Source organism: Pseudomonas sp. JDS08PS003 (assembly GCF_045013505.1).
Taxonomy (GTDB): Bacteria; Pseudomonadota; Gammaproteobacteria; order Pseudomonadales; family Pseudomonadaceae; genus Aquipseudomonas; species Aquipseudomonas protegens_B.
Window position 1 is genome coordinate 2,324,127 of the sequence record NZ_CP120724.1, and the last position, 22,398, is coordinate 2,346,524.

Genomic DNA, 22,398 nt, shown 5'->3' on the forward strand with positions numbered 1-22,398 from the left:
CGTCCTTCAAGCAGTTTTCGGGGTGAGGCGTTCAAACAGCGCCTCCAGTGTATTAAAGCGCTCTTCCGGGCGTTCCATTGGCACCATGAACTTGAACAGGGTTGCGCCTTCGAATTTGTAGCGTTTGGGTTGGCCCTGGATCAGTTTGATCAGCGCCAATGGGTCCACTGGAGTATCCGCGGCAAACTCGATGCGCCCGCCTTGAGGGCCGCCGTCGACCTTCTTGATTCCCAGGGTTTCGGCCTGGAGTTTCAGCAGGGTCAGGCGGATCAGGTTCTTGGTGGGCTCGGGCAGCAGGCCGAAGCGGTCGATCATCTCCACTTGCAGATCCTTCAGGCCGTCCTCGTCGGTCGCCGAGGCGATGCGCTTGTAGAGGATCAGGCGGGCGTGGACATCCGGCAGGTAGTCCTCGGGAATCAGTGCCGGCAGGCGCAGGTTGATTTCCGGGCCGCCCCCCAGAGGCTGGTCGAGGTTCGGCTGCTCGCCCTTGCGGATGGCTTTCACCGCGCGCTCGAGCATCTCCATATAAAGGGTGAAGCCCACAGCCTGGATCTGCCCGCTCTGGCCGTCGCCCAGCAGTTCGCCGGCGCCACGAATTTCCAGGTCGTTGGTGGCCAGCACGAAACCGGCCCCCAGGTCCTGGGTGTTGGCGATAGCTTCCAGGCGCTTTTCGGCGTCCGGGGTGATTTGCTGGCGCGGTGGTGTCAGCAGGTAGGCGTAGGCCTGGTGGTGACTACGGCCGACCCGGCCACGCAACTGGTGCAGTTGGGCCAGGCCGAACTTGTCGGCGCGCTCGATGATGATGGTGTTGGCGCTCGGCACGTCGATCCCGGTCTCGATGATGGTCGAGGCGATCAGCACGTTGAAGCGCTTGTGGTAGAAGTCGCTCATCACCTGTTCGAGTTCGCGTTCGCGCATCTGCCCATGGCCGATGCCGATCCGTGCTTCGGGCACCAGTTCCGCCAGGTCGGCGGCGCATTTCTCGATGGTTTTCACGTCGTTGTGCAGGTAGTACACCTGGCCGCCACGCAGCAGTTCTCGCAACAGGGCCTCTTTGACCGTGCTCTTGTTCTGCTCCATGACAAAGGTGCGCACCGACAGGCGTCGCGCCGGTGGCGTGGCGATGATCGACAGGTCTCGCATGCCCGAGACCGCCATGTTCAGGGTCCGAGGGATCGGCGTAGCGGTCAGGGTGAGGATGTCGACTTCGCTGCGCAGGGCCTTGAGCTGTTCCTTCTGGCGCACCCCGAAACGGTGTTCTTCGTCGATGATCACCAGCCCCAGGTTCTTGATCTTCACATCGTCCTGCAGCAGCTTGTGGGTGCCGATGACGATGTCGATCTTGCCTTCGGCCAGGTCCGCCACTGCGGCATTCACTTCCTTGGTCGATTTGAAGCGGCTCATCACTTCCACGGTCACCGGCCAGTCGGCGAAACGGTCGCGGAAGCTGTTGTAGTGCTGTTGGGCGAGCAGGGTGGTAGGTACCAGGATTGCCACTTGCTTGCCGCCGTGGACTGCAATGAAAGCGGCGCGCATGGCCACTTCGGTCTTGCCGAAGCCCACGTCGCCACAGACCAGTCGGTCCATCGGTTTGCCCGAGAGCATGTCTTCGCGCACGGCCTCGATGGTGCTTTGCTGGTCCGGGGTTTCCTCGAAGGGGAAGCCGGCGCTGAAGGTGGCGTAGTCGGCCTTAGGGTCGGCAAAGGCATAGCCTTCCCGGGCGGCGCGGCGGGCGTAGATGTCCAGCAGCTCGGCCGCCACGTCCCGCACCTGTTCGGCGGCTTTGCGCTTGGCTTTCTGCCAGGCTTCCGATCCCAGGCGGTGCAGTGGGGCGAGTGCATCGTCGCTGCCGGTGTAGCGGGCGATCAGGTGCAGGTTGGCCACGGGCACATAGAGCTTGGCGCCCTCGGCGTATTCCAGAGTGAGGAATTCGGCGACCTGATTGTCGATTTCCAGTGTGGCCAGCCCCAGGTAGCGGCCGACACCATGATCGATGTGCACGACCGGCGCGCCTTCACGCAGCTCGGTGAGGTTCTTGATCACCGCGTCGTTGTTGGCATCGGCGCGTTTTTCCCGGCGCCGGCGCTGCATCACTCGCTGACCGAACAACGGGCTTTCCGCCACCAGGGCCAGGGCCGGATCGTCCAGCACCAAACCTTCGTCCAGTGGAGCGATGGTGATCGCAAGGCGCTCCTTGCTGGCGACGAAATCCGGCCAGCTGTCGACGGTCTTCGGCCGCAGCTTGAGGCGTTCCAGCAACTCCAGCAGCACTTCCCGGCGGCCGGCGGATTCGGCGGTGAACAGCACTCGGCCGGGGAATTCGTCAAGAAAGCCCGAGAGCGCCGCCAACGGTTGGTTGGCCTTGGCCTCGATGGCCAGGTTGGGCAATTCGTGGGCTGGGAAACGTTCGCGGCCGACGCCGGTCTCGATATCCTGTTGGCTGGCCACCACGCGCGGCCAGTTTTTCAGGCGGGCGAAGCAGTCTTCCACCGGCAGGAACAGTTCTGCTGGAGGCAGGAGGGGGCGCGATGGATCGACGCGGCGCTCTTCGTAGCGGTTGCGCACATCGTTCCAGAAGTTTTCGGCGGCCTGCTCGATGCCCGGCAGGGAGAACACCTGGGTGTCCTGGGGCAGGTAGTCGAACAGGGTCGAGGTGTCTTCGAAGAACAGTGGCAGGTAGTACTCGATACCGGCCGGGGTAATCCCGCTGCTCAGGTCCTGGAAGATCGGGCAGCGGCGGAAGTCCACATCGAAGCGTTCGCGAAAGCGCGCCTTGAAACGGGTCACCGCTTCTTTCTGTAGAGGGAATTCCTTGGCCGGCAACAGGCGCACCGAGTCGACCTTGTCGATGGAGCGCTGGTTCTCCGGATCGAAGGTACGCAAGGTCTCGATTTCGTCGTCGAACAGGTCGATGCGGTAAGGCAACTTGCTGCCCATGGGGAACAGGTCGATCAGGGCGCCGCGCACGGTGAATTCGCCGTGTTCATAGACAGTGTCGACGTAGCGGTAGCCGCTGGCTTCCAGGCGGGTGCGCATCTGTTCCACATCGAGCTTCTGGCCAACGTCCAGCACCAGGCTGCTGCCCAGCAGGAACTGGGTCGGCGCCAGGCGGTGCAGGGCGGTGGTGATCGGCACCACCAGCACACCGTGCTCCAGTTCCGGGAGTCGATACAGGCTGGCGATGCGCTGGGAAATGATGTCCTGATGGGGCGAGAACAGATCGTAGGGCAGGGTTTCCCAATCGGGGAAATGCAGCACCGGCAGATCCGGGGCGAAGAAGCTCAGCTCCTGTTCCAGCCGGTCAGCGCTTTGGCTGTCGGCAGTCAGCAGGAGGGTAAAGCGCTTGGCAGCGCTGGCGGCTTCGGCGATGGCCAGGCTCAGGGCGGCACCGGGCAGATTGCCCCAATGCTGTTTACCGGCGGCGGCAGGGAGTAGCGGTAGACGCAGGACGGGCACGGACGGTCAAGCTCCAAGCGTTGCGACAAAGTCGGTAATTGTAACGGTCCCGGGCGGCCACTGTCAGTGGCTGATGCGTCTATTACGCCGGTTAGGGGAAATGTAGTGGCTATGACAACAAAATGCGCTTTTTACAGCGAAATGTAGTGCCGGATCGGGCTGGTGTTACGGAGGGTTACAGACAGGTTGCCGGCATGTTCAAAAAATTGACGGTGCTGGAAGCCCCGGTTTTACTGGGCTGTAGCGCAGTGATATTTTTTTGCAAGGGCTTTTTGTTACCTTCTGCACGACAGGCGCGCATTGCTACGAGAGGGACTCGGCGTCATAATGTAGCCCCTTTTTTCTGCCCCTACATGTGGAAGGTTCCCGTGACTCAGAAGCCCGACCAGTGTCTTGGTGAATGGATCGACCGTGAAGCACTCGCAGAAGCGATGATTCCGCTTATCGGTCAGCTTTACCGCAATAACAATGTGGTGAGCTCGATCTATGGCCGCAGCCTGATCAACCAGTCTGTCATCGCGATTCTCAAAGCCCACCGCTTTGCTCGCCACCGTTCCTCCGACGATAGCGAACTCTCCGTCCACGAAACATTCCCTCTGCTTAAAGCCATGAGCGAGCTCAAGCTCGGCGCGGCTTCGGTAGACCTGGGCAAGTTGGCGTTCAAATTCCGTAACGAAGGCAATGGCCGCAGCGCCGAGCAGTTCGTTCGCGAAGAAATGGCTGATGTGGTTGGCCAGCAAAATGCTTCGGCTCGCAAAGGCACTGACGTGGTGCTGTACGGTTTCGGTCGTATCGGCCGTCTGCTGGCGCGCATCCTGATCGAGAAAACCGGTGGTGGCGACGGCCTGCGTCTGCGTGCCATCGTCGTGCGCAAAGGCGCCGAAAACGACCTGACCAAGCGCGCCAGCCTGCTGCGTCGCGATTCGGTGCACGGTTCGTTCAACGGCACCATCACCATCGACGAAGAAAACAACACCATCACCGCCAACGGCAACCTGATCCAGGTGATCTACGCGAAGAACCCGACCGAGGTGGATTACACCCAGTACGGCATCAAAGACGCGCTGCTGGTGGACAACACCGGTGTATGGCGTGACGCCGATGGTCTGGGTCAGCACTTGGCCTGCCCGGGTATCGACCGCGTTGTTCTGACCGCGCCTGGCAAAGGCAAGCTGAAGAACATCGTGCACGGTATCAACCATGCCGAGATTACCGCTGACGACAAGATCGTGTCCGCCGCTTCCTGCACCACCAACGCCATCGTGCCGGTGCTGAAGGCTGTGAATGACAAGTTCGGCATCATCAATGGTCACGTCGAAACCGTTCACTCGTACACCAACGACCAGAACCTGATCGACAACTTCCACAAAGGCGATCGCCGTGGTCGTTCCGCTGCGCTGAACATGGTCATCACCGAGACCGGTGCTGCTACCGCTGCTGCCAAGGCCCTGCCTGAGCTGGCCGGCAAGCTGACCGGTAACGCGATCCGCGTTCCGACGCCAAACGTGTCGATGGCTATTCTCAATCTGAACCTTGAGAAAGCCGCCACCCGTGAAGAGATGAACGAGTACTTGCGCTACATGGCGCTGCATTCTGATCTGCACAAGCAAATCGACTTCGTCAACTCGCAGGAAGTGGTGTCCACCGACTTCGTGGGTTCGCGTCACGCCGGTGTGGTCGACGCTGAAGCGACCATCGTTCAGGACAACCGCGTTGTTCTGTATGTCTGGTACGACAACGAGTTCGGTTACAGCTGCCAGGTAGTACGCGTGATGGAAGACATGGCTGGGGTCAACCCGCCAGCGTTCCCACGCTAAGCGACAGCTGAAATGAAAACGCCCCGACTCGTCGGGGCGTTTTTGTTTGCGGCTATCGCCGGCAAGTCGATTCTTGCAACAACGTCGTTCCCGCAGGTTTCGCCGACAAGCCACGCCGGCACAATCCCTTAGGAGCCGGCTTGCCGGCGAAGCTGTGTATCAGGCGCCGCCAGCCGCTTGCGCGGTACGCAGTTCGTGGCGGTTGCCACGGAACAGTACCAGGGTAGCGATCAGCCCCAGCACCGCCGCGCCACTGAGCCAGATGCCCGGTGCTGCCTGGTTACCCAGTACATGGATCAGGTAGGTGCAGGCCGCTGGAGTAAAGCCGCCGAAGGTCGCAGTGGCCAGGCTGTAGGCCAGGGAGAAGCCGGTGGTGCGCACTTCCACTGGCATGATTTCAGTCAGCGCCACCACCATCGCGCCGTTATACGAGCCATAAAGGAAGGACAGCCACAGCTCGACGATCAGCAGGTGACTGAAGCTGGGGTTGGCTACCAGCCAGGACAGCGCTGGGTAAGCGGTGAAGATGGCCAGAATGGTCGCGCCCAGTAGCAGTGGCTTGCGGCCGATCTTGTCCGACAGCGAGCCCATGACCGGCAGCCAGAAGAAGTTCGACAGGCCGATGCACACGGTCACCAGCAGGGCGTCGAAGTCCGACAGGTGCAGCTCGGCCTTGCCGAAGGTCGGGGTGTAGGCGGTGATCAGGTAGAAGGACACGGTGGTCATTACCACCAGGGCCATGCCGGCGATGACGATGCCGAAGTTCTGGCCGATGGAGCGGATGATTTCCTGCAAGGTAGGGCGATGTTTGCGGGCCTGGAACTCGGGTGTTTCCTCGAGAGAGCGGCGGATCATGAAGATCGCTGGAACAATCATGCAGCCCACCAGGAACGGCACGCGCCAGCCCCATTCACCCATTTGTTCGGGGCTCAGCCAGTGGTTCAGACCCACCCCCAGCAAGCCGGCAAACACCACGGCCGCCTGTTGGCTTGCCGATTGCCAGCTGACGAAGAAGCCCTTGCGGCCCGGCGTCGAGATCTCGGCCAGGTACACCGACACGCCGCCCAGCTCCACGCCCGCGGAGAAGCCCTGCAGCAAGCGACCCAGTAGCACCAGCAGCGGGGCGGCGACGCCGAGGGTGGCGTAGCCCGGCACACAGGCAATCAGCACGGTGCCCGCGGCCATTAGTGCCAGGGTGATGATCAGGCCCTGGCGGCGGCCGTGACGGTCGATGTAGGCACCGAGGAAGATCGCCCCCAGGGGGCGCATCAGGAAGCCGGCGCCAAAAGTGGCCAGAGACAGCATCAGTGAGGCGAAGGCGCTGTCGGCAGGAAAGAAGGTCTTGGCGATTGCCGTGGCGTAGAAGCCATAGACCATGAAGTCGAACATCTCGAGAAAGTTGCCGCTGACAACGCGAAAGATCGCCTTGCCTTTGCCCGTGGTCGTGGACATTTTTTCACTCACTTTGGCTGTCTTGTTAGCAATCCCTGGTCGTTATGCGTCCCTTACTGCAAAGTCGGGGCTCGAGGCTGCACGCTGAACAGTTTTGTAACCATATGTGTATGAGGGCCTTCAGGCAACAAAAACTCTTGGATGGGTTTGATGGCTCTAGGTCAAGGCTTATGCAGTAAACGAGGGGTGAGGGGAGGCGCGCGAGCAGGTTCCGTCTGTCGCATAATGGCGTCTTGTGTGGCGAATCGACCCTCCGGGGCGGTTGATCAGGAGGGATAGCCTTGTTGGGTAAGTGTCGGTATCTAGGGGGCGCATTGTGGGGGGCGGCAGTGCTTTTGCAGGGATGCGGTGGCGATCGCCTGGAAAGCATCTCTGGTCCGACCATGGGTAGCACCTACTCCGTACAGTACGTGCGTCATTCCAATGGCCCGGCAGTGTCTTTGGTCAAGCGCGAAATCGACGGGATCCTCGCTGAGGTCGACCGGCAGATGTCCACCTATCGCAGTGACTCGGATATCGAGCGTTTCAATGAGCTGCCGGCCAACAGCTGCCAGTCGATGCCAGAGCCGGTGCTGCAATTGGTGCGTGTCGGCGAACAGTTGTCTCGTGACAGTGACGGGGCCTTCGACCTGACAGTGGAGCCCTTGCTGAATCTCTGGGGCTTTGGCCCCCAGGGGCGTGAGGAAAAGGTCCCCAGTGCCCCGGCGTTGGCGCAGGTACAGCAGCGGGTTGGGCATGGAAACTTGCGTATCGAGGGTGCGCAGCTGTGCAAGGACGCGGCCGTGGAGGTGGATTTCAACAGCATTGCCGCTGGTTACGCTGTGGATCGAATGGCTGCCCGGCTCACGGAATTGGGCGTCGACAACTTTCTGGTTGAGGCCACCGGCGAGCTCAAGGCGGTGGGCCACAAGGTGGACGGCTCGCCCTGGCGCATCGCCCTGGAGGAGCCGAGGGACGACCAGCAGGTGGCCCAGCGGGTGATCGCCCTGGACGGTTATGGCGTATCCACGTCCGGCGACTACCGTAATTATTTCGAGCAGGACGGTCAGCGTTTTTCCCATACGTTCGATGCCCGGGTCGGCAAGCCCATCACTCACAAGCTGGCCTCAGTGACAGTGATTCATCCTTCGGCACTCATGGCCGATGGCCTGTCGACGCTGTTACTGATTCTTGGGCCCGAAGCGGGCTGGGACTACGCGGAAAAACACCGCATTGGCGCATTTTTTGTGATGCGTGCCGATAAAGGTTTCGTCACACGCAGCAACCCGGCCTTCGATGCGTTTCTGGGCGGGCAAAAACAATAACCCTGCGCACGCTTGTGGGCCCTGTAGTGCAGGCAAAAGTAGCCTACGACGCGACCAAGGGTTAATGTGCGCGGCGTTGACGCTTCTATAGACTGTGCCCGGGTTCGTAACCGAGCCAAATTGATCCTTCATGTCGCTGGCCGCGGCATGATTTAGCCGGAGATGCCAGAAGGGCATCTCGGCCTGTTCTGAGGAGTACGCATGGCTGTCTACAACTACGACGTAGTGGTGCTGGGCTCAGGCCCCGCTGGAGAAGGTGCGGCAATGAACGCCGCGAAAGCAGGACGCAAAGTGGCGATGGTCGATAGCCGTCGCCAGGTCGGCGGTAACTGCACCCACTTGGGTACCATTCCGTCCAAGGCCCTGCGTCACTCGGTCCGGCAGATCATGCAGTTCAACACCAACCCGATGTTCCGGGCTATTGGCGAGCCGCGCTGGTTCTCTTTCCCGGACGTGCTCAAGAGCGCCGAGAAGGTCATCTCCAAACAAGTGGCTTCGCGCACCGGTTACTACGCCCGCAACCGGGTCGATGTGTTCTTCGGTACTGGCAGCTTTGCCGACGAGCAGACCGTGGAAGTGGTCTGTGCCAATGGCGTGGTGGAAAAGCTGGTAGCCAAGCACATCATCATCGCCACCGGCTCGCGCCCGTATCGCCCGGCGGACATCGATTTCAGCCACCCGCGTATCTACGATAGCGACACCATCCTCAGCCTCGGCCACACCCCGCGCAAACTTATCGTTTATGGCGCCGGGGTCATCGGCTGCGAATACGCCTCGATCTTCAGTGGTCTTGGCGTGCTGGTTGAGCTGGTGGACAACCGTGGCCAGTTGCTGAGTTTCCTGGACTCGGAGATTTCCCAGGCCCTGAGCTACCACTTCAGCAACAACAACATCACCGTGCGCCACAACGAGGAATACGACCGCGTTGAGGGTGTCGACAACGGAGTGATCCTGCATCTGAAGTCGGGCAAGAAGATCAAGGCCGATGCCTTGCTCTGGTGCAACGGCCGTACCGGCAACACCGACAAGCTGGGCATGGAGAACATCGGCGTCAAGGTCAACAGCCGCGGCCAGATCGAAGTTGACGAGAACTATCGCACCTGCGTGCCAAACATCTATGGCGCCGGTGACGTGATCGGCTGGCCGAGCCTGGCCAGTGCCGCCCATGACCAGGGCCGCTCCGCTGCCGGCAGCATTGTCGACAACGGTAGCTGGCGCTTCGTCAACGACGTACCGACCGGGATCTACACCATTCCCGAGATCAGCTCCATCGGCAAGAACGAGCAGGAGCTGACCCAAGCCAAGGTGCCATACGAAGTTGGGAAGGCGTTCTTCAAGGGCATGGCCCGGGCGCAGATCGCCGGCGAGCCGCAAGGCATGCTGAAGATCCTGTTCCACCGCGAAACCCTGGAAGTCCTTGGCGTGCACTGCTTCGGCTACCAGGCTTCGGAGATCGTGCATATCGGTCAGGCGATCATGAGCCAGCCGGGCGAGCTCAATACCCTGAAGTACTTCGTCAACACCACCTTCAACTACCCGACCATGGCCGAAGCCTATCGGGTAGCGGCGTACGACGGCCTCAACCGGCTTTTTTGAGCGGCTCCGGCCGGTGGCCTGAGCCGGCCGGGGAGACCGATTTCAGTAATTCTCGAGAGTGGCGCTGGCCAAACCGGGAAAGTCTGTAATCAGGCTATCTACGCCGAAGTCGGCGAGCCTGCGCATCAGCGCAGGCTCGTTGACCGTCCACACCGACACATGCAAGCCCTGACGCTGCGCTCGTTGCAGCCGCTCCGGGGTGCACAGGGTCCAGTTCAGCGCAAGAATCTCGCAGCCATAGCTCTGGGCGACCTTCAATGGGTCGAGCCAGGCGTATTCGGCTACCAGCCCGCGAGACAGGTCCGGGGTCAGCTCGACTGCGGCTTTCAGCACTTCCCGAGAACTTGAGGTCACCGTGACCTTGTCCAGCAGGCCGAAGCGTTGGGCCATTTCCCGAATTGCCAGCACGGTGGTGGCGGCGCGGGTGCGCGAGGCGCTCTTGACCTCCAGCTGCCAGTGTTCGAAATCGCATTTTTCGAACAGTTCTTCCAAGCGCGGAATGGGACAGGGGCTGACCCAGCCCGGGCCGCCTTTGCGCGCATCGTAGGTCACCAGTTCGGCGGCGGAATGCTCTACCACCTTGCCGCGCCGGTCGGTGGTGCGCTTGAGGGTCGGGTCGTGAATCACCATCAGCTCGCCGTCCATGGACAGGTGCAGGTCGAGCTCGCAACGGCGCACGCCGTGCTTGAGACATTCCTGAAAGCTGGTCAGGGTGTTTTCCGGTGCTTCGCCTTTAGCGCCGCGATGGCCATAGATCAGGGTCACAATTGCTCCTTCACGGATGTTGTTCCTTAAGAGGGGTCAGGCTTGCGGCTCAACCAGCGGCGGGATCACTCTGTTCCCGGGCCAGGCGGCGTTGCTGGGCCTGTTTTTGCAGGATATAGCGCGCCAGTAGCTGGCGCTGGGCATCGGTCAATGCTTCGAATTCGGTGCCGATCTCGAAGGTGCCGAAGCTGTGTGGCTCGCAATGGGTAACCCGAGCTCGCAGCAGCAGGCCCAGGGCTTGCGGCATCAAGAGCAGTTTCACTGCCAGTTGGCTGCCGCTGGGATAACTAAGATGGTGGTTGAACTCGATGCCGCCTTCGGAAAGGGTGACCGGCTGCGGCTCCCCGAACTTGCCGAACACCGTCTGCGCCACCACCTGGCTGAGCAGGTCGATGCGCTTGTTCATGGCCTTGAGGTAGCTGGCCAGGGTGCGATCGCGCTCGCTGACCTGGCGCAGCAGGTGCTGGGATTCGAATTCACTCAGGTGCAGTTCGCTGAGCAAATTGAACAGCGGAGACTCATCCTGCAACACTTCCTTGTTCGCCGCGTCGTGGGCGGACAAGGGGCTAATTTCCAGTGCGATCGTGTCCTCGATACGGTAGTATTCGCGGCGATCTTCTTCATCTAATGTCGACATGGCGAACCCATGGTAGAGGCAGTGGTCTGAGTGTAAAGCTGCTTACCAGGCCCCGCCACAAGGACGTCTTCTTTTCCTCTGCACAAGCCCCGACATGTTCAGACCTCTGTTTGCTTTTATCGGCACGCGTTACACCCGTGCAAAGCGTCGCAATCATTTTGTGTCATTCATTTCCCTGACCTCGATGATCGGACTCGCCCTCGGCGTGATCGTGATGATCGTGGTGCTGTCGGTGATGAACGGCTTCGATCATGAGATGCGCACCCGCGTGCTGGGCATGGTTCCCCACGCCACCATCGAATCCGGTGAACCCATCAGCGACTGGCAAAGCCTGGCCGACAAGGTCAAGCAGAACCCGAAAGTGCTGGCGGTGGCGCCCTTCACCCAGATGCAGGGCCTGCTGACCAACAATGGCCAGGTGCAGAAAGTGCTGCTCAACGCCATAGATCCTGGCAAAGAGCGGCAGGTGTCGATCATCGACCACTTCATGCAGCAGGGGCAGTTGGATGCTCTGGCTCCTGGCAGTTTCGGTATCGTCATCGGCGACAAGGCGGCCGCCAAGCTGGGTGTTGGCCTGGGAGACAAGCTGACCTTCGTTGCCCCGGAGGTCACGGTAACCCCCGCCGGCATGTTCCCGCGGATGAAGCGTTTTACCGTGGTGGGCATCTTTCACGTTGGCGCTGGCGAGATCGACGGCTACCTGGGCTTGACCAACCTTGAAGACCTGGGTCGCCTGCATCGCTGGAAGCCGGATCAGGTCCAGGGCCTGCGGTTGAAGTTCGACGACCTGTTCCAGGCTCCACGCACTGCTTGGGAAATCGCCCAGCAACTGGGTGAGAATCATTTCTACGCTCGTGACTGGACCCGTACCCACGGCAACCTGTACCAGGCCATTCGCATGGAAAAAGCCATGATCGGCCTGCTGTTGCTGCTGATCGTCGCGGTGGCTGCGTTCAACATTATCTCGACCCTGGTGATGGTGGTGAACGACAAGAAGGGCGACATCGCCATTCTGCGCACCCTGGGCGCCACGCCGGGCACCATCATGGCGATCTTCATGGTCCAGGGCACGGTGATCGGTGTGGTCGGTACCCTGATCGGCGCTGTGCTGGGGATGCTTGCCGCGTTGAATGTCAGCGCCGCGATCTCCGCCCTCGAAGGCCTGATCGGACACAAATTCCTGAACGCCGACGTGTACTTCATCGACTACCTGCCGTCGCAACTGATGGCCGAGGACGTGTTGATGGTCTGCGGTGCGGCGCTGGTCCTGAGTTTCCTCGCCACCCTGTATCCAGCCTGGCGTGCAGCGCGCACCCAGCCTGCGGAGGCGCTACGTTATGAGTGAGTTGGGCATGAGTGAAAAAGCAATCCTGAGCTGCCGTGACCTGGGCAAGTCCTACGAGGAAGGCCCGGAGTCTGTGGTGGTCCTTTCCGGCCTGCAACTGGAGCTGCATCCGGGGGAGCGAGTGGCCATCGTGGGTACGTCCGGTTCTGGCAAAAGTACCTTGCTCAACCTGCTGGGCGGTCTGGATACACCGACCAAAGGCAGTGTCTGGCTGGCCGGCGAGGAGCTTTCGGCACTGGGTGAAAAGGCCCGGGGTCAATTGCGCAATCGTGCTCTGGGTTTTGTTTATCAGTTCCACCACTTGTTGCCAGAGTTCACCGCTCTGGAAAACGTCTGCATGCCGCTGCTGATCGGCCGCACGCCGATCCCTGAAGCCCGTCAGCGTGCAACCGCGCTGCTGGAGCGAGTCGGCCTGGGTCATCGCCTGGAGCACAAGCCGGCCGAGCTGTCCGGCGGTGAGCGTCAGCGAGTAGCCATCGCTCGGGCCCTGGTGAACCAGCCGGGGCTGGTGATGCTCGACGAACCCACCGGTAACCTCGACTCCCATACTGCCCAGGGCATTCAGGACCTGATGCTGGAGCTCAGCACTTCGATGCGTACCGCCTTCCTGGTGGTGACGCACGACATGAACCTGGCCCGGCAGATGGATCGCGTACTGCACCTGCAAGAAGGTCACCTGATCGCCATCTGATGCGGCCGCACGCGGTGTCGGCGGCTTGTCCGTCGACACCGGGTCATTAATTTTTCCAGGGTGCCTTGCCCATGTTCAGACCCTTATCGATCTTTATCGGCACGCGCTACACCCGCGCCAAGCGGCGCAATCGTTTTGTCTCGTTCATTTCCATGACCTCGATGATCGGCCTCGCCCTGGGCGTGCTGGCGATGATCGTGGTGCTGTCGGTGATGAACGGCTTCCAGCGGGAAATGAGCTCGCGCATCCTCGGTATGGTGCCTCACGCCACCATCGTGGGGGTCAAGCCCATCGATGACTGGCAGCCAGTGGCCGCTGCGGCGCTGAAGAATCCGGAAGTCACTGCGGCGGTGCCCTTTACCGAGATGGAGGGCATGCTCTCCTACAAGGGGGCGATGCAACCGATCCAGATCAGCGGTATCGATCCGGCCCAGGAGGGCAAGGTGTCCATCGTTGCCCAGCATATTGTCCAGGGCAGCCTGCAAGACCTGAAACCCGGCGAATTCGGCGTGGTGATCGGCGAGATCACGGCCCGGCGTTTCCGCTTGAATGTCGGCGACAAGCTGACCCTGATCGTGCCTGAAGTGAGCACGGCGCCAGGGGGCATCACCCCGCGTATGCAGCGCCTGAACGTGGTGGGGGTGTTCAAGGTGGGCGCCGAACTGGATGGCTCCATGGGCCTGATCCATATGGCCGATGCGGCGCAGATGCAGCACTGGCAGCCCAATCAGGTGCAGAGCGTGCGCCTGGCGGTCAAGGATCTGTATGCCGCACCACAGGTAGCGGTGGATATCGCCAAGGGCTTGGGTGCGGACTTCCGGGCCGATGACTGGACCCACACCCAAGGCAGCCTGTTCAGCGCGATGAAGATGGAAAAGACCATGATCGGTCTGTTGCTGCTGATGATTGTCGCAGTGGCAGCGTTCAACATCATTGCCACCCTGATCATGGTGGTGAACGACAAGGGCGCGGACATCGCGATCCTGCGCACTATTGGCGCCACGCCGCGGCAAGTGATGGCGATTTTCATGGTTCAGGGCACGGTAATCGGGATTGTCGGTACCTTGATTGGTGGCGTGCTGGGGGTCATTGCGGCGTTGAACGTGAGCGAGCTGGTGGGCTGGCTGGAGCGGATCAGCGGCCAGCAGATTTTCAGTTCCGACGTGTACTTCGTCAGCAATCTGCCTTCCGAACTGCAGGGTGGGGATGTGGCGCTGATCTGCGGTGCCGGCTTCGTTCTGAGTTTCCTGGCGACTGTGTATCCGGCCTGGCGCGCGTCCAAAGTCGAGCCGGCTCACGCTTTGCGGTATTCCTGAGATCCGCTTTCGCCGGCAAGCCGGCTCCTGCCTGATTGGTGTAGGAGCCGGCTCTTAACGCTTGCTCGGCAACTCGATCACAAAGCGGGTCCAGCCCGCCTCTGATTCGCAACGGATCTGCCCGCCATGGGCACGAATGATCGATTGCGTGATCGCCAGCCCCAATCCCGCATGTTCACTGCTGCCCTCGCGCCGCGCCGGGTCTGCCCGGTAAAAGCGGTCGAACAAGCGCGGCAGTACCTCCCTGGCAATACCCTCTCCACTGTTTTCGATGCTCAGGCTCAAGTTCTGTGGGCTGTCGCTGATCCGTACCTGGACCGATCCTCCAGGGGGAGTGAAGCGCAGGGCATTGTCCAGCAGGTTGGACAGCGCTCGGCGCAGCATGCTGCGATCGCCGACAAAGCCGGCATGGCCTTCACGACTCAGGCTGACGTTCGTGTCTTCCGCCAGAGGCCCATAGAACTCCAATAGCATGTCGGTTTCCTCGGCCAACTCCAGTGCTTCGCGTTTCGGGGCCAGCAGCCCGTGGTCGGCCTTGGCCAGGTACAGCATGTCGTTGACCAGTTGTGCCATCCACTGCAGTTCCTCGAGGTTGCTGTGCAAGGCTTCGCGGTAGTCTTCGATCGGTCTCGGACGGGTCAGGGTGACTTGGGTATGGGTCAGCAGGTTCGATAGGGGCGTGCGTAATTCGTGGGCAATATCGGCGGAAAAGGCCGAAAGGCGTTGGAAGGATTCCTCAAGGCGGCTGAGCATGGCGTTGAAGCTGCTGGCCAGGTCGGCCAGTTCGGCGGGCATCTGTGCCTGGGGCAGGCGCTGGGTCAGGGAACTGGCGGATACTCCTGCGGCCACTGCGCTCATGCGGCGCAAGGGGCGCAGACCGCTGCGGGCGGACCAGACGCCAAGCAGGGCAGTGGCCAGGGCCGAGAGGCCTACGGTGAGCCAGATCAGATGCTGCATGCGCTGCAGAAAGTGCTGGTGGTGGGTGATATCCAGCAGCAGGGCCAGCCGTGGCGAGTCGGCTTGATCTGGCTTGAGCGGCGCGGTGTAGATCCGGTAGGCGGCGCTGCTCAGATTCAGGCTGTGCAGGCCGGTGTCGCTGGGCAAGGAGGCGGGCAGGGCAGGAGCACTGTCGAACCAGAGCTGGCCGTCGCTGCCGATGATCCGCAGGGCCAGGTCCGGTTGATGGCTTAGCTCATCCTGCAGCCTTGCCTGATGCCGGGCAAAATCCCTGGCCTCGGTCACATCCCGCAAGACGCTGCGCAGGGCGATCAGCTTGCCGTCCAGCAGTTGCTGGTCCAGCTCGATGAAGTGGGCTTCGCTGGCGCGACTGAACAGCACCCCTGCCAACAACGAGACCACGGCAGTGCAGGCGGCGAACAGCAGCGCCAGGCGTGCGCTGAGTGACAGGCGGCGCATCAGGCCGGATGCTCTTCGAGCACATAACCCATGCCGCGTACGGTATGGATCAACTTGTTCGGGTAATCGTCATCGATTTTCAGGCGCAGGCGGCGGATCGCCACTTCGATGACGTTGGTGTCGCTGTCAAAGTTCATGTCCCAGACCTGGGAGGCGATCAGCGATTTGGGCAGGACTTCTCCCTGGCGTCGCAGGAGCATTTCCAGCAGGGCGAACTCCTTGGCGGTCAGATCGATGCGCTGGCCGCTGCGTTCTACGCGGCGGCGGATCAGGTCCAGGCGCAGGTCAGCCAGTTGCAGAGTGGTTTCCTGGGCAATCACACTGCCCCGGCGCAGCAGGCTGCGAACCCGGGCCAGCAGTTCGGAGAAGGCGAAGGGCTTGACCAGATAGTCGTCGGCTCCCAGCTCCAGGCCGTGGACTCGGTCCTCCACGGCGTCCCTGGCGGTGAGAAACAGCACTGGCATGTCCAGGCCGGCGCTGCGTACGGCCTGGAGGATCTGCCAGCCGTCGCGCCCCGGAAGCATCACGTCGAGAATCAACAGCGCGTAGTCACCGGTCAGCGCCAGGTGCTGGCCGGTATTGCCATCTGCCGCCAGCTCGGCATTGAAGCCGGCCTCGCTCAGGCCTTGGCGCAGGTACTGGCCGGTTTTCGGCTGGTCTTCGACGATCAACAGTTTCATGGTGGCACTCGTGGCTTGTGGAGCCCGGGCTTTATACCTTGCCGGGGCCCCTGGGCAGATCAAACTGACAAAGTTGTAATCTAGCCGTCAGCTGGCTGGCAGCGCTGGGCCGTTAGAGTTTGCCACATGCTCAATCCTGATCTTGTTGGAGCCTGATGATGAATCTGCAAAACCTGTTGTTGCGAAGCCGCTCGGCCGTGGGAGGCTGTCTGATGCTGTTGAGCGTTCCGCTATGGGCATCACCGGCAGCCTCTTATGACTTCGGTCAGCCGGCCGCGGCCGCTAAGGCCACTCGGGTTGTCGAGGTGGTGATGGGCGATATGTCGTTCAGTCCCAAGGCCCTGGAGATCAAGGCCGGCGAGACCGTACGTTTTGTGTTGATCAACAAGGGGCAGCTGCTCCATGAGTTCAACTTGGGCAATGCGGCGATGCATGCCGAGCACCAGCAGGAGATGCTCAAGATGCAGCAAAGCGGGATGCTTACGCCTACGGCAATGAAAACCATGGATCACGCAGCCATGGGGCACGGCTCCATGGCGGGCATGGATCACGGCATGCAGCATGATGATCCCAACAGTGTGCTGGTGGAGCCGGGCAAGCAGGCCGAGCTGACCTGGACCTTCAGCAAAAGCGGCAGCCTGGAGTTCGCCTGCAATATTCCCGGGCACTACCAGGCGGGCATGGTCGGCAAGCTGACGGTCAGTCCGTAAGCGCTCGGGGCTCAAAGGTGGAAGCAAAGGCTGGTAGAATCCGCTGATTCTTCAGTCAGGTTTCCGCCATGCATCCCGCAGCCGAACATTCGCCGCTGGGCAAGTCCAGTGAATACGTTTCCACTTACACGCCATCCCTGCTGTTCCCGATTCCTCGGGCGGCGAAATGGGCCGAGCTGGGCTTGAGTGCCGATACCCTGCCGTATAAGGGAGTGGATTTCTGGAACTGCTTCGAATTGTCCTGGCTGCTGCCTTCGGGCAAGCCGGTGGTGGCCATTGGCGAATTCAGCATTCCTGCTGATTCGCCGAATATCATCGAGTCCAAGTCTTTCAAGCTGTACCTCAATTCGCTGAACCAGACTCCATTCGCTGATCGAACGACGCTTGAGGCGACTTTGCGTCAGGATCTCTCAGCCGCGGCAGGCAAGCCTGTGGGTGTGCGTATTCGCAGCCTTGGGGAGGTCGAGGCGCAAGGTGTAGTGGCACTGCCAGGCATCTGCATCGACGAGCTGGATATCAGCGTCGACAGCTATGAGCATCCGCGACCGGAACTGTTGCGTTGCGATGACTCGCAAGTGGTGGAGGAGAGCGTGCACAGCCACTTGCTCAAATCCAATTGCCCTGTGACCAGCCAGCCGGACTGGGGCAGTGTCGTGGTGGAGTACCGTGGTGCGGCGCTGGATCACGCCAGCCTGCTGGCCTATCTGGTGAGTTTCCGTCAGCACTCGGACTTTCATGAGCAATGCGTGGAGCGGATCTTCCTTGATCTGCAGCGGTTGCTCAAACCCGAGAAACTCACCGTCTACGCTCGCTATGTGCGTCGTGGCGGGCTGGATATCAATCCGTACCGCAGTACCGAAACGGCGGAGTTCGCCAATCAGCGATTGGTTCGCCAGTAAGCAGAAGCCCCGCAGATGATGCGGGGCTTTGTTTTTATGGGGTGGTGTTGTCGGGCGCCATCAGATACCGATGTTGCCCAGGGTCTGGACGATATTGCGCAGGGTTCCGGCGATGGCCGGATGTTCCAGTTCGAAGCGTTCCACTGCCAGGTTGACGCCGTCGGCGAGGCTGGCGTCGTGGGTGCTGGTCTCCAGCTTGAGTTGCAGCTCGATCTGCTGCATCAGTTCCTGCAGATTGGCGCGCTCGGCTTCCGAAAGCGGTGGGTTCTGCTCCAATTGCTCGCGCAGGGTATCGAGTTGTTCTTGCAGTTCGCGGGCAGGCATGGCGTTCTCCCTTTATTGATAGGCACAGGGATGGACCGCGCGGTTGAGGCAAAGGTCCATGCCCACGGCTTAGAGTAATCCACTCCCAGGCACTGTGCATGATCCTGATCAACAGGCTTATGTCAGGGTTTTTCGCCTTTGAGCCGGCGCAGTTCGATGTCCGCCAGGCAGGTGTTCAAGTCCCCCAGGTGGTCGATAACCGAGTGCACCCCCAGACCGAAAAGTTGCATGGTGGCCTTGCCGCGCTTGAGTTCGCGCTCTTGCTGGCTCAGCGCTTGCCATTCGCTGGGCGTCAGGCCGCACAGGGAGCCGCAGGAAGCCAGGCCAATGGTCCAGAGACCGGCGTTGAGCCCCGACTGCAGAAGTTGTGGTTCGCCGCTGACCAGTACGCAGCCATCGAGGTGGGACACCTTGAGGGTCATCAGTGCCTGCCAGCAGGCGTCGGGAGCGGGCCAGGGAGCGGGGACGGCGGGAGTGGGTTTGATCCAGTCGGGCAGGGCGGCTGCCAGGTGGCTGCTGCTGGCGCAGGGTAGTTGCTCGAGCCAGGCACAGGGAATGCCCAGTTGTTGCAGATCACGCAAGGTATCCAGCGCACCGGGAGTGGTGCGGGCCTGTTCCGGGCCAGGGCGCGTGGTGGTTTGCAGGCGCGAGCGCGCACCGAAATCCACCAGGCAGCCACTGAGGCCGAAGAGCACGGCGGTCAAAGGCGCTGCAGTCTGGGCTAAGGCATCGGCGTGGGGCATATCAACGTCCTTGAAATTCCTTTCGAGGCTAGCCGGGGAAGATGACATGCAGGTGACAGTGAGGTGAATGCGAACAGGATTGACTGACTGATACGTGAAGGCTGCTTGCAGTGATGCTGCCTAAACAGGCCTATCCGTTTTATACTCCTGAGCCTAACCTCAGGGCATAGCCCCACGAGAGAACAATCCAAGGAGTTTCCTGCTATGCGCTGGAGCCGTTATCTAGTTCCGCTATGTATGAGTGCCGGTGTGACGCTGGCTCCCCTGGTCGCCCAGGCGGCCGAAGAGGACCCATGGGAAAGCATCAACCGTCCCATCTTCACGTTCAACGACACCCTCGACACTTATGCCCTGAAGCCATTGGCTCAAGGCTATCAGGCTGTAACGCCGCAGTTTCTGGAAGACGGCATCCACAACATGTTCCGCAACCTCGGTGACGTCGGCAACCTGGCCAACGACGTCCTCCAGGCCAAGCCCCGTGCCGCCGGTGTGGATACTGCGCGCCTGCTGATGAACACCACTTTGGGTCTGGCGGGCTTCTTTGACGTCGGTACCAAGATGGGGCTGCAGCGCAACGACGAAGACTTCGGACAGACCCTCGGCTACTGGGGCGTGGGGAGCGGTCCCTACGTGATGTTGCCGTTGCTGGGCCCTAGTACCCTGCGTGATGCGCCGGCCAAGTATGTGGACAGCTACACCTTGCCTTATCGCTACATGAACGACATTCCCGCGCGCAACATCACCATGGGCGTGAACGTGGTTGATACTCGTGCCAGCCTGCTGGCTGCGGACAAGCTGATCCGCGGTGATCGCTATACCTTCATTCGCAATGCCTATCTGCAGAACCGCGAATTCAAGGTCAAGGATGGTCAGGTCGAAGACGACTTCTGATCAGGCGATTGTCCTGCAGAAACTGAAAAGGCGGCCTTCAGGCCGCCTTTTTCATGGGGGAGACGTTTACTTCATCTTAAGGATTGTAAGCCCAAGTTTCTGGCTTCCACCCTCCTGTGAGTTGACCCAGACCACTTCCGTCTCCGCTTCCAGGCCTCTGAGGGCTGCGTGCTCCGAGTCGATACGCACACTCAGTTGGTCGCCGACCTGGAATGAGCGGGGTGCCTGGACCTGCATACCGCTGCTGGAAAGGTCAATGCAGACCGCTTCTATCACCTGTCCCTGGTGGATCAGCGTGACCTCGGCATCCACCCGCATACGGATGTAATCGCGCTTTTCACTGTAGTCACGCTGGTTTTGATTCATGGGTTCCATCCTGCGATTGAGTTGCGGTTTTAGCGGTTTTTATAACTCCCGGTGATTTGCGGTGTAAAGACGTCAGGCGACCATCGGCATGAGCTTGAAACGCCCCGCGGATGGGAGTACCGTCTGCGCCTTAGAAGGGCACCTCTGATAAGCGGGCGTGCAGGGCTGAAGGTCCTGGCTCCACTTCCAGAGTGGCTAGAAAGCGAATCCAGTAGCGTGCGCCAGCCTCCCGGGCCGAGCCACCTACGCCAACCTAATTCTGGCGCCGTTTGCCCACATGCAAAAAACCAGTGCCACGCTGCTGATAATCGATGACGACGAAGTAGTACGCGCGAGTCTCGCGGCCTATTTGGAAGACAGTGGCTTCAGCGTACTGCAGGCTGCTAACGGCCAGCAGGGTCTTCAGGTATTCCAGCGCGACAACCCCGATCTGGTGATCTGCGATCTGCGCATGCCGCAGATGGGCGGTCTCGAACTTATCCGTCAAGTGACCGAGTTGTCGCCGCAAACCCCGGTGATAGTAGTTTCGGGCGCGGGCGTGATGAACGACGCGGTTGAAGCGCTGCGCCTGGGTGCGGCGGACTACCTGATCAAGCCTCTGGAAGACTTGGCCGTGCTCGAGCACTCGGTGCGTCGAGCCCTGGATCGTGCGCGCCTGCTTCTGGAAAACCAGCGTTATCGAGAAAAGCTCGAAGCCGCCAACCGCGAACTCGAGGCCAGCCTCAATCTGCTTCAGGAAGATCAGAACGCCGGTCGCCAGGTGCAGATGAACATGCTGCCCACCAGTCCCTGGTCGATCGATGAGTTTAATTTCGCGCACCAGATCATCCCTTCGCTCTACCTGTCGGGGGATTTCGTCGACTACTTCCGTGTCGACGAGCGTCGGGTAGCCTTCTACCTGGCTGACGTTTCCGGCCATGGTGCGTCATCAGCCTTCGTCACCGTGCTGTTGAAGTTCATGACCACGCGCCTGCTGTTCGAATCCAAGCGCAACGGTACCTTGCCGGAATTCAAGCCTTCGGAAGTACTGGGCCATATCAACCGTGGCCTGATCAGTTGTAAGCTGGGCAAACACGTCACGATGGTCGGTGGAGTCATCGACGAGGAGACTGGTTTGTTGACCTATAGCATTGGTGGGCACTTGCCGTTGCCGGTGTTGTATACCCCAGACAGTGTGCGTTATCTGGAAGGGCGTGGTTTGCCGGTGGGCCTGTTCAACGAGGCTACCTATGAGGACCACATTCTGGAACTGCCCCCGGTGTTCAGCCTGACGCTGATGTCCGACGGCATTCTGGACCTTTTGCCCGAACCTACACTCAAAGAAAAAGAAGCGGCCTTGCCTGAACGGGTGAGAGCGGCGGGCGGCAGCCTGGATGGCCTGCGGCAAGTTTTTGGATTGGCCACGCTAGGGGAGATGCCGGATGATATCGCCCTGTTAGTGTTGAGCAGGAACCTTTAATGAGTACCGGTAGAATCCAGTTCGCCGAGCAGGACGGCACCTTCGTTCTGAAGTTCATCGGTGAAGTGCGCCTGACCCTGTGTTCGGCGTTGGATGCAACTATTGAGCGGATTTTCACTGCGCTGAACTTCTCGGCGATCGTGATCGACCTGACTGAAACCCGCAGCATCGACAGCACCACTCTGGGCCTGCTGGCCAAGTTGTCGATTCTGTCGCGGCAGAAGGTAGGTCTATTGCCCACCGTCGTCACCACCCACGAAGACATTACCCGGCTGTTGCAGTCCATGGGTTTCGATCAGGTGTTCAACATCGTCGATCGTCCGATTCCTTGCCCGGAATGCCTGGCTGACTTGCCTTCCCAGGACCAGTCGGAAGAAGTAGTGCGGATCAAGGTCCTGGAGGCTCACAAGATCCTGATGGGCCTCAACGACTCCAACCGCGAAGCCTTCCACGATCTGGTGAACGCCCTGGAGCGTCACTGATTCGCTGAAACGCACGACATAAAAAAGGGCGAACCCGTGAGGGTTCGCC

Annotated in this window: 20 protein-coding genes; 11 read left to right on the top strand and 9 right to left on the bottom strand. The window is 60.6% G+C overall.

What is annotated here, in order from left to right; translation table 11 throughout:
- Positions 1 to 6 precede the first annotated feature (6 nt).
- Positions 7 to 3,456 (bottom strand): transcription-repair coupling factor, encoded by a 3,450-nt coding sequence (mfd, locus tag P7C00_RS10625; protein ID WP_346631778.1) that lies wholly within the window; start codon positions 3,454 to 3,456, stop codon positions 7 to 9.
- A 353-nt stretch (positions 3,457 to 3,809) separates the two neighbouring features.
- Between mfd and P7C00_RS10630 the strand changes: the two genes are divergently transcribed.
- Positions 3,810 to 5,273: a glyceraldehyde-3-phosphate dehydrogenase gene (locus tag P7C00_RS10630; protein WP_346632073.1), complete on the top strand. Its 1,464-nt coding sequence runs from the start codon at positions 3,810 to 3,812 to the stop codon at positions 5,271 to 5,273.
- A gap of 159 nt (positions 5,274 to 5,432) precedes the next feature.
- Here P7C00_RS10630 and P7C00_RS10635 read toward each other — a convergent pair whose 3' ends face one another.
- Entirely contained in the window at positions 5,433 to 6,725 is a 1,293-nt protein-coding gene (locus P7C00_RS10635; RefSeq protein WP_346631777.1) for an MFS transporter, read from the bottom strand.
- A 383-nt stretch (positions 6,726 to 7,108) separates the two neighbouring features.
- Between P7C00_RS10635 and P7C00_RS10640 the strand changes: the two genes are divergently transcribed.
- Together P7C00_RS10640 and sthA are read left to right on the top strand one after the other, a co-directional pair.
- Positions 7,109 to 8,029 (top strand): FAD:protein FMN transferase, encoded by a 921-nt coding sequence (locus tag P7C00_RS10640; RefSeq protein WP_346631776.1) that lies wholly within the window; start codon positions 7,109 to 7,111, stop codon positions 8,027 to 8,029.
- A gap of 201 nt (positions 8,030 to 8,230) precedes the next feature.
- Positions 8,231 to 9,625 carry a Si-specific NAD(P)(+) transhydrogenase gene (gene sthA, locus P7C00_RS10645; protein ID WP_011060278.1) on the top strand — a complete coding sequence of 465 codons (1,395 nt, stop codon included), beginning with the start codon at positions 8,231 to 8,233 and terminating at the stop codon, positions 9,623 to 9,625.
- Positions 9,626 to 9,667: 42 nt separating this feature from the next.
- On the opposite strand, the gene P7C00_RS10650 is transcribed toward sthA, so the two are convergent.
- Together P7C00_RS10650 and P7C00_RS10655 are read right to left on the bottom strand one after the other, a co-directional pair.
- Positions 9,668 to 10,390: a glycerophosphodiester phosphodiesterase family protein gene (locus P7C00_RS10650; RefSeq protein WP_016967735.1), complete on the bottom strand. Its 723-nt coding sequence runs from the start codon at positions 10,388 to 10,390 to the stop codon at positions 9,668 to 9,670.
- A 49-nt stretch (positions 10,391 to 10,439) separates the two neighbouring features.
- Positions 10,440 to 11,027: a PilZ domain-containing protein gene (locus P7C00_RS10655; RefSeq protein ID WP_404938886.1), complete on the bottom strand. Its 588-nt coding sequence runs from the start codon at positions 11,025 to 11,027 to the stop codon at positions 10,440 to 10,442.
- 94 nt (positions 11,028 to 11,121) lie between these two features.
- On the opposite strand from P7C00_RS10655, the gene P7C00_RS10660 reads away from it, so the two are divergent.
- The 3 genes from P7C00_RS10660 (at position 11,122) to P7C00_RS10670 (ending at position 14,379) form a co-directional block, all read left to right on the top strand.
- Positions 11,122 to 12,372: a lipoprotein-releasing ABC transporter permease subunit gene (locus tag P7C00_RS10660; protein ID WP_102863763.1), complete on the top strand. Its 1,251-nt coding sequence runs from the start codon at positions 11,122 to 11,124 to the stop codon at positions 12,370 to 12,372.
- A 7-nt stretch (positions 12,373 to 12,379) separates the two neighbouring features.
- The gene (gene lolD / locus P7C00_RS10665; RefSeq protein WP_404938889.1) at positions 12,380 to 13,063 is read left to right on the top strand and encodes a lipoprotein-releasing ABC transporter ATP-binding protein LolD; all 684 of its coding nucleotides are present in this window, start codon (positions 12,380 to 12,382) and stop codon (positions 13,061 to 13,063) included.
- 71 nt (positions 13,064 to 13,134) lie between these two features.
- Positions 13,135 to 14,379 (top strand): lipoprotein-releasing ABC transporter permease subunit, encoded by a 1,245-nt coding sequence (locus tag P7C00_RS10670; RefSeq protein WP_404938891.1) that lies wholly within the window; start codon positions 13,135 to 13,137, stop codon positions 14,377 to 14,379.
- 54 nt (positions 14,380 to 14,433) lie between these two features.
- Here the strand turns inward: P7C00_RS10670 and P7C00_RS10675 are convergent, their stop codons facing one another.
- Complete coding sequence (locus P7C00_RS10675; RefSeq protein ID WP_404938893.1) at positions 14,434 to 15,795, bottom strand: heavy metal sensor histidine kinase; 1,362 nt, start codon at positions 15,793 to 15,795, stop codon at positions 14,434 to 14,436.
- On the bottom strand, positions 15,795 to 16,475 hold the full coding sequence (locus P7C00_RS10680) for a heavy metal response regulator transcription factor (RefSeq protein WP_346631770.1): 681 nt from the start codon (positions 16,473 to 16,475) through the stop codon (positions 15,795 to 15,797). Before P7C00_RS10680 ends, P7C00_RS10675 begins: the two co-directional genes overlap by 1 nt.
- Positions 16,476 to 16,687: 212 nt before the next feature.
- Here P7C00_RS10680 and P7C00_RS10685 point away from each other — a divergent pair, with 212 nt between their 5' ends.
- Positions 16,688 to 17,185 (top strand): plastocyanin/azurin family copper-binding protein, encoded by a 498-nt coding sequence (locus P7C00_RS10685; protein ID WP_404939949.1) that lies wholly within the window; start codon positions 16,688 to 16,690, stop codon positions 17,183 to 17,185.
- Positions 17,186 to 17,253: 68 nt separating this feature from the next.
- Complete coding sequence (queF, locus tag P7C00_RS10690; protein WP_402891288.1) at positions 17,254 to 18,084, top strand: NADPH-dependent 7-cyano-7-deazaguanine reductase QueF; 831 nt, start codon at positions 17,254 to 17,256, stop codon at positions 18,082 to 18,084.
- A gap of 60 nt (positions 18,085 to 18,144) precedes the next feature.
- Here the strand turns inward: queF and P7C00_RS10695 are convergent, their stop codons facing one another.
- Both P7C00_RS10695 and P7C00_RS10700 read right to left on the bottom strand, forming a co-directional pair.
- The gene (locus P7C00_RS10695; protein ID WP_102863756.1) at positions 18,145 to 18,408 is read right to left on the bottom strand and encodes a DUF4404 family protein; all 264 of its coding nucleotides are present in this window, start codon (positions 18,406 to 18,408) and stop codon (positions 18,145 to 18,147) included.
- 122 nt (positions 18,409 to 18,530) lie between these two features.
- Complete coding sequence (locus P7C00_RS10700) at positions 18,531 to 19,151, bottom strand: HAD family phosphatase (RefSeq protein WP_404938895.1); 621 nt, start codon at positions 19,149 to 19,151, stop codon at positions 18,531 to 18,533.
- Positions 19,152 to 19,355: 204 nt separating this feature from the next.
- Between P7C00_RS10700 and P7C00_RS10705 the strand changes: the two genes are divergently transcribed.
- Positions 19,356 to 20,042, top strand: coding sequence for a VacJ family lipoprotein (locus P7C00_RS10705; protein WP_346631766.1), 687 nt, complete (start codon positions 19,356 to 19,358; stop codon positions 20,040 to 20,042).
- Between the two features lie 66 nt (positions 20,043 to 20,108).
- Here P7C00_RS10705 and P7C00_RS10710 read toward each other — a convergent pair whose 3' ends face one another.
- Positions 20,109 to 20,408 carry a PilZ domain-containing protein gene (locus tag P7C00_RS10710; RefSeq protein ID WP_346631765.1) on the bottom strand — a complete coding sequence of 100 codons (300 nt, stop codon included), beginning with the start codon at positions 20,406 to 20,408 and terminating at the stop codon, positions 20,109 to 20,111.
- A 277-nt stretch (positions 20,409 to 20,685) separates the two neighbouring features.
- On the opposite strand from P7C00_RS10710, the gene rssB reads away from it, so the two are divergent.
- Complete coding sequence (gene rssB / locus P7C00_RS10715; RefSeq protein ID WP_102864100.1) at positions 20,686 to 21,867, top strand: two-component system response regulator RssB; 1,182 nt, start codon at positions 20,686 to 20,688, stop codon at positions 21,865 to 21,867.
- Complete coding sequence (gene rssC, locus P7C00_RS10720) at positions 21,867 to 22,349, top strand: anti-sigma factor antagonist RssC (protein ID WP_102863752.1); 483 nt, start codon at positions 21,867 to 21,869, stop codon at positions 22,347 to 22,349. The genes rssB and rssC overlap by 1 nt, the downstream gene beginning before the upstream one ends.
- Positions 22,350 to 22,398: the final 49 nt, after the last annotated feature.